This is a genomic window from Amycolatopsis sp. NPDC114505 (assembly GCF_055633615.1).
In genome coordinates, this window is sequence record NZ_JBVKDV010000007.1 from 198,422 (window position 1) to 212,042 (window position 13,621).

Annotated in this window: 17 protein-coding genes; 12 read left to right on the forward strand and 5 right to left on the reverse strand. The window is 71.3% G+C overall.

Going from position 1 to position 13,621, the window contains the following annotated elements; all coding sequences use genetic code 11:
• Positions 1-14: 14 nt before the first annotated feature.
• From ACZ7OU_RS49670 to ACZ7OU_RS49695, 6 genes are read left to right on the forward strand one after another with little or no spacing between them, the layout of a single operon-like run.
• A complete protein-coding gene (locus ACZ7OU_RS49670) occupies positions 15-806 on the forward strand; it encodes an MBL fold metallo-hydrolase (protein ID WP_470260690.1) in 792 nt (263 codons plus the stop codon).
• Positions 803-1,384: a DedA family protein gene (locus ACZ7OU_RS49675; RefSeq protein WP_470260691.1), complete on the forward strand. Its 582-nt coding sequence runs from the start codon at positions 803-805 to the stop codon at positions 1,382-1,384. Before ACZ7OU_RS49670 ends, ACZ7OU_RS49675 begins: the two co-directional genes overlap by 4 nt.
• Positions 1,381-3,492: a phage holin family protein gene (locus ACZ7OU_RS49680; protein WP_470260692.1), complete on the forward strand. Its 2,112-nt coding sequence runs from the start codon at positions 1,381-1,383 to the stop codon at positions 3,490-3,492. Before ACZ7OU_RS49675 ends, ACZ7OU_RS49680 begins: the two co-directional genes overlap by 4 nt.
• A complete protein-coding gene (locus tag ACZ7OU_RS49685) occupies positions 3,489-3,719 on the forward strand; it encodes a glutaredoxin domain-containing protein (protein WP_155544664.1) in 231 nt (76 codons plus the stop codon). Before ACZ7OU_RS49680 ends, ACZ7OU_RS49685 begins: the two co-directional genes overlap by 4 nt.
• Positions 3,716-3,946, forward strand: a complete 231-nt coding sequence (locus ACZ7OU_RS49690) for a putative acetyltransferase (RefSeq protein WP_470260693.1) — start codon at positions 3,716-3,718, stop codon at positions 3,944-3,946. The genes ACZ7OU_RS49685 and ACZ7OU_RS49690 overlap by 4 nt, the downstream gene beginning before the upstream one ends.
• A gap of 49 nt (positions 3,947-3,995) precedes the next feature.
• Positions 3,996-4,172, forward strand: coding sequence for a hypothetical protein (locus ACZ7OU_RS49695; RefSeq protein WP_470260694.1), 177 nt, complete (start codon positions 3,996-3,998; stop codon positions 4,170-4,172).
• Here ACZ7OU_RS49695 and ACZ7OU_RS49700 read toward each other — a convergent pair.
• Positions 4,150-4,941 (reverse strand): TetR/AcrR family transcriptional regulator C-terminal domain-containing protein, encoded by a 792-nt coding sequence (locus ACZ7OU_RS49700; protein WP_470260695.1) that lies wholly within the window; start codon positions 4,939-4,941, stop codon positions 4,150-4,152. The two genes, ACZ7OU_RS49695 and ACZ7OU_RS49700, sit on opposite strands and share 23 nt — an antisense overlap.
• A gap of 76 nt (positions 4,942-5,017) precedes the next feature.
• Between ACZ7OU_RS49700 and ACZ7OU_RS49705 the strand changes: the two genes are divergently transcribed.
• From ACZ7OU_RS49705 to ACZ7OU_RS49720, 4 genes are all read left to right on the forward strand, one after another.
• Positions 5,018-7,291 carry an ATP-binding cassette domain-containing protein gene (locus ACZ7OU_RS49705; protein ID WP_470260696.1) on the forward strand — a complete coding sequence of 758 codons (2,274 nt, stop codon included), beginning with the start codon at positions 5,018-5,020 and terminating at the stop codon, positions 7,289-7,291.
• Entirely contained in the window at positions 7,288-8,079 is a 792-nt protein-coding gene (locus ACZ7OU_RS49710) for a siderophore-interacting protein (RefSeq protein ID WP_470260697.1), read from the forward strand. The genes ACZ7OU_RS49705 and ACZ7OU_RS49710 overlap by 4 nt, the downstream gene beginning before the upstream one ends.
• Positions 8,080-8,163: 84 nt before the next feature.
• Positions 8,164-8,481 carry a phosphotransferase gene (locus ACZ7OU_RS49715; RefSeq protein WP_470260698.1) on the forward strand — a complete coding sequence of 106 codons (318 nt, stop codon included), beginning with the start codon at positions 8,164-8,166 and terminating at the stop codon, positions 8,479-8,481.
• Positions 8,478-8,885, forward strand: coding sequence for a nuclear transport factor 2 family protein (locus ACZ7OU_RS49720; RefSeq protein ID WP_470260699.1), 408 nt, complete (start codon positions 8,478-8,480; stop codon positions 8,883-8,885). The genes ACZ7OU_RS49715 and ACZ7OU_RS49720 overlap by 4 nt, the downstream gene beginning before the upstream one ends.
• Here the strand turns inward: ACZ7OU_RS49720 and ACZ7OU_RS49725 are convergent.
• From ACZ7OU_RS49725 to ACZ7OU_RS49735, 3 genes are all read right to left on the reverse strand, one after another.
• On the reverse strand, positions 8,875-10,038 hold the full coding sequence (locus ACZ7OU_RS49725; protein ID WP_470260788.1) for a cytochrome P450: 1,164 nt from the start codon (positions 10,036-10,038) through the stop codon (positions 8,875-8,877). The genes ACZ7OU_RS49720 and ACZ7OU_RS49725 overlap by 11 nt on opposite strands.
• A gap of 99 nt (positions 10,039-10,137) precedes the next feature.
• The gene (locus ACZ7OU_RS49730) at positions 10,138-10,701 is read right to left on the reverse strand and encodes a TetR/AcrR family transcriptional regulator (RefSeq protein ID WP_470245704.1); all 564 of its coding nucleotides are present in this window, start codon (positions 10,699-10,701) and stop codon (positions 10,138-10,140) included.
• Between the two features lie 152 nt (positions 10,702-10,853).
• Positions 10,854-11,555 carry an SDR family oxidoreductase gene (locus ACZ7OU_RS49735; RefSeq protein ID WP_470260700.1) on the reverse strand — a complete coding sequence of 234 codons (702 nt, stop codon included), beginning with the start codon at positions 11,553-11,555 and terminating at the stop codon, positions 10,854-10,856.
• Positions 11,556-11,657: 102 nt separating this feature from the next.
• Here ACZ7OU_RS49735 and ACZ7OU_RS49740 point away from each other — a divergent pair, with 102 nt between their 5' ends.
• Together ACZ7OU_RS49740 and ACZ7OU_RS49745 are read left to right on the forward strand one after the other, a co-directional pair.
• Positions 11,658-12,149 (forward strand): winged helix-turn-helix transcriptional regulator, encoded by a 492-nt coding sequence (locus tag ACZ7OU_RS49740; protein ID WP_470260701.1) that lies wholly within the window; start codon positions 11,658-11,660, stop codon positions 12,147-12,149.
• Positions 12,150-12,324: 175 nt separating this feature from the next.
• Positions 12,325-12,876, forward strand: coding sequence for a snapalysin family zinc-dependent metalloprotease (locus ACZ7OU_RS49745; protein ID WP_470245575.1), 552 nt, complete (start codon positions 12,325-12,327; stop codon positions 12,874-12,876).
• A 60-nt stretch (positions 12,877-12,936) separates the two neighbouring features.
• Here ACZ7OU_RS49745 and ACZ7OU_RS49750 read toward each other — a convergent pair whose 3' ends face one another.
• The gene (locus ACZ7OU_RS49750; protein WP_470260702.1) at positions 12,937-13,605 is read right to left on the reverse strand and encodes a GntR family transcriptional regulator; all 669 of its coding nucleotides are present in this window, start codon (positions 13,603-13,605) and stop codon (positions 12,937-12,939) included.
• Positions 13,606-13,621 lie beyond the last annotated feature (16 nt).

The window sequence follows — 13,621 nt, forward strand, 5'->3', positions numbered from 1 at the left end:
CGATACTCGACAGCGTGAGCGGCTTCAACCTGCGTTTCCTCGGCCATTCGACGGTCCGGCTCGAACTCGGTGGCCGGGTGGTCCTGACCGATCCCGTGCTCACCGCGCGCGTCGGCGGGCTCGTGCGGGTCGTGCCGCCGCCGGCACCCGAGGCCTACGCGGACGTCGACCTCGTCCTCGTCTCGCACCTGCACGGCGACCACCTGCACCTGCCCTCGCTCAAGCTGCTCGGCAAGCGCGCGCGGATCGTCGTCCCGCGCGGGGCCGGGTCCTGGCTCACCAAGAAGGGCTTCGGGAACGTCGAGGAGATCGCGCCGGGCGAAACCCTCACCGAGGGCGCGCTGGAAGTCACCGCCACGAAAGCCGTCCACTCCGGACACCGCTGGGGCCCGCGGCTCACCCACGGCCCGCAGAGCCCCGCGATCGGGCACCTGATCACCGGCGGGGACGCGAAGATCTACCACGCCGGCGACACCGACCTCTTCGACGGCATGGCGGACTTCGGCCCGGTCGACGTCGCGCTGCTGCCCGTCTGGGGCTGGGGGCCGAACCTCGGGCCGGGGCACCTCGACCCGGCTCGCGCCGCGAAAGCCGCCGAAGTCGTCCAAGCTCGCGCCGCCGTGCCCGTGCACTGGGGCACCCTCGCCGTCCCCGGCCTGAAACGCACCACCCGGATGCGGCGGCTGCTCGCCGACCCGCCGCGGGTGTTCGCCGCCGAGGTGAAAGCCGCCGGCGGAGCCACCGAAGTCCTGTTCACCGAGCCCGGCGCCGACGTCGTCCTCCCGGCCCCGACGGACCGCGCGTGAACTGGACCGACCCGGCCGCCATCGGGTACCCGGCCCTGTTCGGCGGCGTGCTGCTCGGCTCGATCATCCCGATCGTGCCCACCGGCGCGGTGGTCGGCGCCGCGGCCGCCGTCGCGACCACCACCGACCACCTGTCGCTGCCGCTGGTCATCGTCATCGCCACGCTCGGCGCGTACGTCGGCGACGTCGTGACGTTCGGGATCCCGCGCCTCGGCAGCGAAGCCGCGTTCCGCTGGATCAGCCGCCGCCAGCCCGCCGAACGGCTGGAGAAGGCCCGTGACCAGTTCGCCCGCCGCGGCTGGCAGCTCGTCGTGATCGGCAGGCTCGTCCCGGCCGGCCGGATCCCGGTGCTCCTGGCCGCCGCCGCACTGAGCTACCCGTGGCGGCGCCTGCTGCCCGCCGCGCTCCTCGCGTGCGTGCTCTGGGCAGTCGCGTACAGCTTGCTCGGCATCGTCAGCGGCGGCATCTTCGACTCACCGGTCATCGCGACGGTCCTGGCGACGGTGCTGGTCCTGCTGGTCACCGTGCTGGCGAACCTGGTCGCGAAGTGGCGGCGCAAGACCAAGGAGCGAGTGTGACGACGTCCGCGCCGAAGGGCAGGCTGCTACGGGGTGGCCGGGCCGTCGCCCGCGTCCTGCTGGTGTGGGCCGCCGTGACCGGGGCGCTGCGCCTGCTCGACGTCCTCCTCCCCGGCTTCCGGATGACGCACTGGTGGCAGCCGACCGTCTGCGCGCTGCTGCTCGGCCTGCTCGCCGGCGTCGTTTGGCCGCTGGTCATGCGCATCGCCTACCCGCTGGCCTTCTTCACCTTCGGCCTCTTCGGCTTCCTGCTGCTCGGCGCCGGGACGCTCGCGGTGTTCGGGACCGTGCCGGGCGTCGAGCTCGACGGCTTCCGGACGGCGGTGATCGTCACGGTGGCGATGGCCGGGGTCGGCGCGCTCATCTCGGCCGTGCTGGCCATCGACGAGGACGAGATCTTCTTCCGCCGCGCCAACCGCCGCCGACGCCGGCACGCCACCGCGCCCGGCGACGCCGAGCAGCCGCCCGGCGTGGTGTTCCTGCAGATCGACGGCCTCGGGTACGACACGGTCCGCCGCGCGATCCGCGACGGCGACATGCCGACGTTCGCCGCGTGGCTCGCCGAAGACACGCACACGCTGACGCCGTGGCACACCGACTGGAGCTCGCAGACCGGCGCGAGCGTCTGCGGCATCCTGCACGGCTCCAACCACGACATCCTCGGCTTCCGCTGGTACGAAAAGGACCGCGACCACGTGATGGCGTGCGCCCACCCGACCGACGCGGCCGAGATCGAGCGGCGCCACTCCGACGGGCACGGCCTGCTCTCCGGCGGCGGGGCGAGCCACGGGAACCTGTTCTCCGGCGACGCCGACCACGTCAGCCTCACCATGAGCTCGATCCCCGTGCTGGTGCCGAAGACCCTGCGCCACCGCCGCCGCGACCGCCTCGGCGCGGGCTACTACGCCTACTTCGCGAACCCGATCAACGCGCTGCGCACGTTCGTCGTCGCGCTCGCCGACGTCTTCCGCGAGATCAACGCGTCGGTGCGCCAGCGCCGCGCGGGCGTCGTGCCGCGGGTCCCGCGCGGCGGCTGGTACCCCCTCGCCCGGCCGGGGACGACGGTGATCGCGCGCGACGTCGTCGTGTCGGCGATCCTCGGCGACATGCTCGCCGGGCGGCCGGTGGTGTACGCGGACTTCCTCGGCTACGACGAGGTCGCGCACCACTCCGGCATCGAGCGGTTCGACACGCTGTCGGTGCTGCGCTCGATCGACCAGCAGATCGCGCGGCTGCACCGGGCTTCGCGCCTCGCCCCGCGCCGCTACCACGTCGTCGCGCTGTCGGACCACGGCCAGACGCAGGGGCAGGCGTTCTCGCAGCGGTTCGGCGAGACGATCGAGGCGTACGTCGGACGGCTGTGCGGCGGTTCGCCGTCGGCGGCCGCGGGCAAGCGGCGGCAGGCCGAAAGCTGGCAGATCAACGCGGCGCTGGCGGAGGCGACGAAGAGCGGCGGCCTGATCGCGCGCCGGCTGCGCGCCCGGGTGGAGAACGCGGAGTGCGCTGACGACCGCCCGCGCACGACGTCCGGTTCGCCCGGCGCGGTCACCCGCGTGGCGCCGGGAGTGGTGGCGGTCGTGTCCGGGCACGTCGCGATGGTGTCGTTCACCGAGCACGAAGGCCGCGTCGAGCTGGAGACGATCGAGCGCGAGTTCCCCGACCTGCTGCCGGCCCTGGTGGATCACCCGGGGGCCGGGTTCCTGCTGGTCCGCAGCCGCGAGTTCGGCCCGGTGGTCCTGGGCCGCGACGGCCTCCACCGGCTGGCGACGGGTGTGGTCATCGGCGAGGACCCGCTGCTGCCGTACGGCCCGCACGCGGCGGACCTGATCCGCCGCGTCGACACGTTCCCGCACTGCGCGGACGTGATGATCAACAGCCGCTACGACCCGGAGACGGACCAGTCATCGCCGTTCGAGACGCACGTGGGTTCGCACGGCGGGCTGGGCGGGCCGCAGCAGCGCGGGTTTGTGGTGCACCCGCGGGAGCTGCCACCGCTCGGCGAAGTCGTCGGCGCGGAGGCGCTGCACAAGGTGTTCCGCGGGTGGTTGACCGAGCTGGGGCACCCCTCGCCCGCTCCCGCACCCGCAGTTTCGGAGGTTGTTTCGTGAGTTTGACGGTGTACGGCGCTTCCTGGTGCCCGGACGTGAAGCGCAGCCGCGCTTTGCTCGACCGCGAAGGCGTCGAATACTCCTATGTGGACGTCGAGGCCGACGCGGCCGCCGAGGCCCGGGTCCGCGAGCTGCAGGACGGCGCGCGCCGGATCCCCACGATCGTGTGGGACGACGGCTCGTTCCTGGTAGAGCCGTCCGACGACGAGCTGAGTGCGCGGCTGTGAAGCTGCTGCGAGAGCTGCCACTCGGCACGCGGGTCGTCGTCCGCTACCGGATCGACGGCGGGTTCACCGACGCGCTCGGCAACCTCGTCGCCCGGGACGACACCACCTGCACCGTGGACACCCGGCGGGGGCCGGTCGTGGTGGCGTTCGAGGCCGTCGCGCTGGCCAAGCCCGTGCCACCGCCGCCGGTGCGGAAGTCGGGTGGCGGGTCCCCGGCGGCTTTGTGACCATCGGGGGCGCTTTCGACGAACTGCCCCTCCTGGGGCTACCAGCGCCTTGCCGCCGCTGACGGCCGCGACCGAGGCGTGGCCGCCCAACGTCATCTGGATGGTCCCGGGCTTCACGGTCGGCCAGTACCGCGACAAGCTGATGGAACTGCACGAAAAGATCGAGCACGACGGCCCGTTCGCCGCCCACACGACTCGGTTCCTCATCGAGGCCCGGAAGCCTTGACGATCGCCGTCTCGACGCCGTCGAGCAGCAGCTCCAAGCCCGCCTCGAACGACAGCCGCGCCTCCCGCTCCAGGTACGGCTCGTCGGAGGACACCGCCTCGACCGACGCGCCCAGCCGCGCCACCGTGGGAAACCGCGCCGTCAAATCGGGCACCAGCTCGCCGAGCAGTGCCGACCGCGCGTACCACCAGTCCTCTTCGGACAGTCCCGTCTCGCTCGCCGCCTGGCGGGACTCCGCCGCCGTCTGGACCGAGCCTCGGACGACGTTGAACAGCGCCGACACCACCCACCGGACCCGGGACAGCGGCAACCCCGTCTCGGCGAGCACGCGCAGCAGCGTCTCCTGCACGTGGAACTCCCCCGGCCCGAGCAACGGGCGCGCCGGCGAGACCTGCAGGAGCCACGGGTGGCGCAGGTGCAGGTCCCACAGCGCGTCCGCCAGCGACAAAGCAGCGGCACGCCAGCCGGCCGCCGGAAAGGACGACGGCAGCTCCCCCAGCGTCCGGTCGTACATGAGGTCGACCAGCTCGGTCTTGCCCGGCACGTACGTGTAGAGCGCCATCGCCGTGCGGCCGAGCCGCTCCCCCACCGACCGCATCGACAGCGACGCCATCCCCTCGGCGTCGGCGATGTCGATCGCCGCCGCGACGATCGCCTCGACGGACAGCCCCGGCTTGGGTCCCGGGCCGGTTCGTGGCGCGACCACGCGCGGCCCCCACAGCAGCTCCATGGACCGCCGGGCGTCGCCCTGACCCGCGAAGACGACCACCTTGCCGACTCCTTACACCATAAAGTAATGTACGATGACCAATCACTTTACAGCCTAAACTATCAAGAAGGACGGTATGACCTCACCCAGGCGGGCCGCCGACACCCACGACGTGATCGAGGTCCGGGGAGCCCGGGAGAACAACCTGACCGGCGTCGACCTGGACATCCCGAAGCGACGCCTCACGGTGTTCACGGGCGTGTCCGGCTCCGGCAAGTCGTCCCTGGTCTTCGGCACCATCGCGGCCGAGTCGCAGCGGCTGATCAACGAGACCTACAGCGCCTTCCTCCAGTCGTTCATGCCGAGCCTGTCGCGCCCGGACGTCGACCTGCTGGAGAACCTCAGCGCGGCTATCGTCGTCGACCAGGAGCGGATGGGCGCCAACTCGCGCTCGACCGTCGGCACCGCGACCGACGCCTACGCGATGCTGCGGATCGCCTTCTCGCGGCTCGGCGAACCGCACGTCGGCACGTCCGGCGCGTTCAGCTTCAACCTGCCCGAGGGCATGTGCCCGGCGTGCGAGGGCCTCGGCCGGGTGTCCGACCTCGACGTCCACGCCCTGCTCGACTTCGACCGCTCGCTGCACGACGGCGCGATCCAGGTGCCCGGCTTCACGCCGGACAACTGGTACGTGCAGACCTACCTCTCGTGCGGCTTCTTCGACCCGGACACCAAGATCCGCGACTTCACGCCGCAGCAGCTCGACGACCTGCTGCACAAGGGCCCGTGCAAGGTGAAGGTCGGCAAGACCAACATCACCTACGAGGGTCTCGCGGTGAAGGTCCGGCGGCTCTACCTGCAGAAGGACACCGAGTCGCTGCAACCGCGCCTGCGCGCGTTCATCGAGAAGGCCGCGACCTTCAAGACCTGCGACGCGTGCGGCGGCGCCCGCCTGAACCAGGCCGCGCTCTCGGCCAAGATCGACGGCAAGAACATCGCCGACTGCGCCGCCCTGCAGATCAGCGACCTCGCCGAGTTCGTCGGGAGCCTCGACGCGCCGTCGATCCGGCCGCTGCTGGGCAACCTGCGCGACACCCTCGACTCGCTGACCGAGATCGGCCTCGGCTACCTCTCCCTCGACCGCGAGTCGGCGACGCTCTCGGGTGGCGAGGCGCAGCGCGTGAAGATGGTGCGGCACCTGGGATCGAGCCTCACCGACGTCACGTACGTCTTCGACGAGCCGACCGTCGGGCTCCACCCGCACGACATCGAGCGGATGAACAACCTCCTGCTGTGCTTGCGGGACAAGGGGAACACGATCCTGGTCGTCGAGCACAAGCCGGAGACCATCCGGATCGCCGACCACGTCGTCGACCTCGGCCCCGGCGCGGGCACCGACGGCGGCCGGCTCTGCTACACCGGGAGCGTCGACGGCCTGCGCGCGTCGGGCACGCTCACCGGCCGCCACCTCGACCACCGCGTGACCCTTCGTGAGCAGGTCCGGCAGCCGTCGAGTCACCTGAGCATCACCGGCGCGAAGCTGCACAACCTGCGTGACGTCAGCGTCGACGTCCCGCTCGGCGTCCTGACCGTGGTCACCGGTGTGGCCGGCTCCGGGAAGTCGTCGCTGATCCACGGCTCCCTGGCGAACCGCGACGACGTCGTCGTGGTCGACCAGTCGGCGATCCGCGGGTCGCGGCGGTCCAATCCCGCGACCTACACCGGCTTGCTCGACCCGATCCGCACGGCGTTCGCCAAGGCCAACGGCGTCAAGGCGAGCCTGTTCAGCGCCAACTCCGAGGGCGCGTGCCCGCGCTGCAAGGGCCTCGGCGTGATCTACACGGACCTGGCGATGATGGCCGGCGTCGCGTCGGTCTGCGAAGAGTGCGAGGGCAGGCGGTTCACGCCCAAGGTGCTGACGCATCTGCTGCACGGCAAGAACATCAGCGAGGTGCTGGCGATGTCGGTCGCCGAAGCGCGCGAGTTCTTCCCGTCCGGCACCGCGCGGCGGGTGCTCGACCGGCTCGGCGACGTCGGCCTCGGCTATGTGACGCTCGGGCAGCCGCTCACCACCCTCTCCGGCGGCGAGCGGCAGCGGCTCAAGCTGGCGATCCGGATGGCCGAGAAGGGCTCGACCTACATCCTCGACGAGCCGACGACCGGGCTGCACCTCGCCGACGTCGACCAGCTGCTGGCGCTGCTCGACCGGATCGTCGACGCGGGCAACACGGTGATCGTCATCGAGCACCACCAGGCCGTGATGGCCCACGCCGACTGGCTGATCGACCTCGGCCCCGGCGCCGGCCACGACGGCGGCCGCGTGGTGTTCGAGGGGACCCCGGCCGCGCTCGTGGCGGACGCCTCCACGCTCACCGCCCGCCACCTGCGCGAATACCTGGGGAAGCCGTGAACCCGACCGGGCTGCTCGAGGTGACGGCGGTGCGGCGGCCGACCCCGCGCACCGTGCGCGTCACGTTCACCGGCGCCGGGCTGGACTCGCTCGAAGCGTGGCCCGACCAGCAGTTCAAGCTCCTGTTCCCGCCACCGGGCCGCGCGGTGCGGCTGCCATCGGGAGACGACGACGTGCTGCGCTGGTACCAGGCGTACCTGGCGATCCCGGAGGACGAGCGGCCGGTGATGCGCAGCTACACCGTGCGCTCGCGGGATCGCGGCACGATCGACGTCGACTTCGTGCTGCACTCCGGCGGAACCGACGGCCCGGCGACGGCGTGGGCCCGGACCGCGGCCGTCGGCGACGTCCTCGGCCGGTACGGGCCGGACGCGGCCTACCGCCGCCCGGTGCCTTCGGCGGACATGGTGCTGCTGGCCGGAGACGAGACCGCGGTGCCGGCCATCGCCACTCTACTGTCCGAAGTGGACAATGCGGTGGTGTTCGTGGAGGTGGCGGACGCGGCCGAGGAACAGCCACTGCCGGTCCGCTGGCTGCACCGGAACGGCGCTCCGCACGGGACGAAGCTGCTCGATGCGGTGCGCGGCGCCTCGCTCGGGCCGGGAGCGGCCGCCTGGCTCGCGGGCGAAGCCGGGATGGTGCGGGCGCTGCGCCGCCACCTCGTGGACGAGCGGGGGCTCGGCAAGGACGTCATCGAGTTCACCGGCTACTGGCGGCGCACGCTGACCCAGGACGACGCACCGACCCCCGAAGACCTGGCCGACGCGCGCGAAAAGCTCGGCGGCTAGTGGCAGACTCGCTCGCGTGCGCACGGAAGAAGCTCTGGCCGCGGCGTCCACCTCCCGCGACCCGCGGCGGAGATCTCGCACCTGGTGCGCCGGCACGAGCCGCTGCTGGAACTGGTCACGACATCGGTGCTGGTGCACTTCGACCTGTGGGACGGCAACATTCTGCTCGACGACGGCCGGCTCTCGGGGATCATCGACGCCGAGCGCGCGTTCTGGGGGGCCGGTGGCGGGGTTCGTCTCGCTGGCGCTCTTCCGCGACCTGGACCCCGCGCTCCTCGAGGGCTACCGGGCGGCGGGCGGCCCGGCTCGGCGACGACGTCGACGCCCTGCAACGCGCGGTGTGATGACGTCGCAAAGCCGCCAGCCCGGAACCCCTTGCCACGCCTAGGGTTCCGGCCATGAGCCGAGAGATCGTCCAGCACGCCTGGCAGGAGTTCGCCAGCCACGACGCCGACCGCATCGCCGCGGTCTTCACCGAGGACGCCGAATGGCTGGCCCCGCCGGGGAACGCCACCGCCGTCGCGCTCGGCGGGCCGTCGCACCTGGTCGGCCGGGAGGTGATCGTCCGGTTCCTCGCCGAGGACTTCCCGCGGTTCTTCGTCAGCGACGTCACCGTCACCTTCCACGGCATCCACGCCGACGGCGACCGCGTCGTCGTGGAGGAGACGATGACCGCGACGCTCGCCAACGGCAACCACTACGCCAACGACTACTGCTTCGTGTTCGAGCTCCGCGACGGGCTCATCCACCGCGTGCGCGAGTACATGGACACCGCCCGGGGTCACCGGATGGTGTTCACCACGTGACCGGCAGGCAGTGCACCCCGTACACCAGCATGTCGTCCTTGAAGGACAGCTCCTCCAGCGGCACCGCGAGCCGCAGCTCCGGGATGCGCCGGTACAGCGTCCCGTAGACGACCTGCAGCTCCACCCGCGCCAGCGTCTGGCCGAGGCACTGGTGCACGCCGTAGCCGAACGCGACGTGGTGGCGGGCCTCGCGCGTCACGTCCAGGCGGTCCGGCTCCGCGAACACCGCGCCGTCGCGGTTGGCGACGTCGCCCGCCGCGATGACGCCGTCGCCCGCGTGGATCACCTCGCCGCCGAGCTCGATGTCCTCGACCGCGACCCGGCGGCGGCCGGTGTGCGTGATGTTCAAGTAGCGCAACAACTCCTCGACGGCGCGGCGCAGCTGGTCGGCGTCGCCGGACCGCACCAGCTCGAGCTGCGCGGGGTGCTCCAGCAGCGCGACCGTGCCGAGGGCGATCATGTTCGCCGTCGTCTCGTGGCCCGCCACCAGCAGCAGCTGGCCCATCGACGCGACGTCTTCGGCGGTCATGCGGCCGGTCGCGACCTGCGTGACCGCCAGCTTGCTCAGGACGTCGTCACCGGGCTCGGACACCTTCCGTTCGACGAGCCCGGAAAGGTACCCGAGCAGGTCCTCGACGGCCTTGACCGCTTCCTCGGGCGTGGCGGTCTTCGACACCATCACCTTCGTGATGTCCTGGAAGAACACCCGATCCTCGTACGGCACGCCGAGCAGTTCGCAGATCACCAGTGACGGCACCGGCAGCGCGAACGCCGTCACCAGGTCGACCGGGTTCGGGCCGGCCAGCAGGTCGTCGATCAGGTCGTCGACGATCCGCTGGATCGCCGGGCGCAGCGCCTCCATCTTCTTGACGAGGAAGTCGCCGGTCAGCAGGCGCCGCTGCGCCGCGTGCTCGGCGCCGTCCATGGTGATGAACGACCTCGCGCGCTTCCGCCGGGCCGCGGTGGCCGCGCTCTGGTGCGGGTAGCCGGGCCGGTCGGAGTCGGCGCTGATCCGCGTGTCGCGCAGGACCGCGCGGACGTCGTCGTAGCGCGTGACCAGCCACGGCGTGCTGCCGTTCCACAGCCGCACGCGCGAAACCGGCGGCAGTTCGCCCAGCTCGGCGGGCGGGTCGAAGGGACACCGCCGGGTCATCGGAAACGCGGGCACGCCGTCCACCGGATACCTCCCGAAGCTGCCGGAAATTTACATAGCTATGCTAAGCATCTTCCGGCGACTTCGCCACAGGGCCGATCAGGCGAACACCAACCCGACGAGCTCGTCGACGAACGGCTCGACCAGCTCGGCCCCGTTCCGGTTCAGCACGCTGTGGAACAGCGCGACCCGCCCGTGCGCCCCGACGAACACGACCGCGGCCGCCCGGCCCGGGGTCACCCGCAGCCGGTGGCCGGCCTCGACGCAGCGCTCGAAACCCGCGGCCAGGCGGTCGATCACGTCCAGCAGCGGACCTTCCGCCGGACCGCCGGGCTCCGCCCGGGACGCGCCGTTCGCGAGCATCAGCCGGTAATGGCCGGGGTTCTCCATGGCGAACGTGCAGTACGCGTGAATCTGCGCCCGGACCCGGCCGACGACGTCGGTTTCCCCGAGCGTCTCTTCCGCCGCGCGCATCGATTCCGCCAGCCGCACGTATTCGTGGTCAAGCAGCCCTCGCACCAATTCCGCACGATCGGAAAAATGCTGGTAGATGCTGGCCGGGGCGATGCCGACCGCGCGGGCCACCCCGCGGATCGTCAGCCCGTCCTCGCCACCGAGCTCGGCCAGCAACCGGGCGGCCGCCGCCAGGATCTCCCCGCGCAGCCGTTCGCCTTCGCCCCAGCGGTTCCTCGTTCGGCCGTTTCCGGCTTCGACGCTATCCGGCACCCGCCCATTCATACGCCCGGGTCGGGGGCAGCCGTATTCCGGGGTCCCGGAGAACCCCGGAATTGTCGGGAAATGACAAATTCGCTCGGTCAGGCGAGCGCCGGGTACAGCCCCGAGAGGTCGCCCGACAGGCCGGCCCGGACATTCCGGCTGAGCTCGTCGGCGAGCACCTCGAAGCGGCCCTGCTCGACGCCGTCGAGGGCGAGCCCGGCCACGACCGCCGGGTCGATCTTCGGGCCGTCGACGTGCTTGGCCATGTCGGTGTCCATGTACCCGACGTGCAGCGCGGTCACCCGCGTCTTCTGCGCGGCCAGCTCCAGACGCAGCGCGTTGGTCAGCGACCAGGCCGCCGACTTCGCCGCGGAGTAGGCCGCGACCTGCGGCGAGGTGAACCAGGAAAGCACCGACAGCACGTTGAGCACCTGGCCGCCGCCGTTGCGCTCGAGGATCGGCGCGAACTCGCGCGTGACGGCGAGGGTGCCGAAGTAGTGCGTGTCCATCTCCAGCTTGATGTCGTCCAGGGAGCCGCCGAGCAGGGACGCCCCGGTGGACGAGCCGGCGTTGTTGACCAGCAGCGTGACGTCTCCCGCGATCTTCGCGGCTTCGCGGATCGACTCGGGGTCGGTGACGTCGAGCTTCAGCGGCACCACTCCTGGCAGGTCGACCGACTCCGGATTCCGCGCGGCGGCGTAGACCTTGGCCGCGCCGCGCTCGAGGAGAGCGGCGGCGAACTGCCGGCCGAGCCCCCGGTTGGCCCCGGTGACCAGCGCCACCGCACCCGTGATCTCCATGACGATCTCCTCTCGCACCTGGCTTGCTCGTTGCAAGCTAGCTACGGCCGACTGTACGGCGTAGACTTGCTCGGAGCAAGTCAGGCAGGAGGGATCACAGTCATGAGCCGCCGCATCACCTTCGAGGACGCCTCCTGCCCGATCGCCCGCGCCGCGGACGTCCTCGCCGAGCCGTGGGTGCTACTGATCCTGCGCAACGCGACCGCGGGCACCACCCGGTTCGAGGACTTCCGCGCCGAGCTCGGCATCGCGGACAACGTGCTCACCACCCGGCTGGCCAAGCTCGTCGAGCGCGGGCTGATGACGAAGCTCCCCTACCGCGACGGCGGCCGGACGCGGCACGAGTACCGCCTCACGAAGGCCGGTTCGGACGCGTTGCCGGTGCTGCACGCGCTCGGAGCGTGGGGCAACGCGCACACGACGTCGAAGGGCGCGTACGGCCCGATGAACCTGGTCCACACCGGCTGCGGCGCACTCACCAGGCCGGGCGAGAAGTGCGACGCCTGCGGAAAACCGCTGGTCAGGGACGACCTGGCGTGGCGCGGCTCGTGGCTCAGCGAGGGCGAGATCCCGCTGGCGGACCCCGTCGGCTGACCCGGGCGGGGCATCCTCGTATGCGTGGCTGCGCATGTCAACCGGTCGAAATGGTTGGTAAATCACCGTTCGCAGCGCAGTACGAAAGTCGGGTCACAAGAGCCGGGCGATTCCGTAAGTTCGACACCCAGCGCGCGCAAACCCGGCAAATTCCCCACGGCAAGGAGTCGTCCCGATGTCCAGGAAGTACCTGCTGCCCGGCGCCGCCGTCGCGCTGGCGATGATCGCGACCCCGCTGACCGCGGCCCCGGCCTTCGCGGCCCCGGCGGCGGCCACGGTCGTCTACTACGACACCTCGGACGCCCCCACCTTCCGCGACGTGATCAACGCGGGCGCCGCCAACTGGAACGCGGCGGTGTCGAACGTGAAGCTCCAGGAGAGCTCCTCGGGTGCGACGCTGCACTACACGGAAGGCAACGACCCGCAGGGTTCGTACGCCCAGACCGACGGCCACGGCAGCGGCACGATCTTCATCGACTACACGCAGGCCGAGCAGTACAACCAGACGCGCATCGCGGCCCACGAGACGGGCCACGCGCTCGGCCTGCCGGACCACTACGAGGGCCCGTGCTCGGAGCTGATGTCGGGTGGCGGCCCCGGCCCGTCGTGCACGAACGCGAACCCGAACTCCGCGGAGTCGTCCCAGGTGCAGTCCCTGTGGGCCAACGGTTTCACCGGCGCGCGCAAGGCGCCGACCCGCGTGTACGAAGTCACGATGACCAAGTAGCCAGGTTCAGACGTCGTCGGGGGAGGCCGCACCGGGTACGCCCGGTGCGGCCTTCGCGCGTCAGAGGCGGGAGACCAGGCGGTCCCGCGCCACTTCCAGGTGGTCCGTCATCGCCTTCCGGGCGCCGGCCGCATTGCCCGCCACCAGGGCGTCGACGATCACCCGGTGTTCGGTGATCGTCTGCTCGCCGAACGGCTGGTTGTAGTTCAGCCGGAAGAAGTGCAGGTGGCAGTGGGTCCGCGCGAACGCCTGCTCGACCGCCACGTTCCCCGCCTGGTGCAGGATCAGCTCGTGCAGCCGCGCGTCGTGCGCCGTCAAAGCTTTGTAGTCGCTGTAGGCGTCTTCCGCCGGGGCCGCCGGGCACGTCGCCAGCTCCGCCTCCAGCTCGGCCACGTGCGCATCCGACATCGCCGCCGCCGCGCGGGCCGCCGACGGGGGCTCCAGCAGCAGCCGCAGCGCATACATGTCGTCGACTTCCTTGCGGTTCAGCAGTTCCGTCACGCGGTAGCCGCGCAACGGAAGCCTGCTGACCAGCTCCTCGGACTCCAGCCGGGCCAGCGCTTCGCGCACCGGCGTGCCGGACACGCCCAACTCGCGGGCGACCTCGTCGATGTTGACCCTGGCACCCGGCTCGATGCCGTCGTTCATGATCAGCGCCCGGATCTGCTCGTAGACGCCGTCGGCCAGCACCTGCCTGCCCGGCAGGGCTTCGAGGCGTCGACCGGTCACCGTGACTCCCTCACAC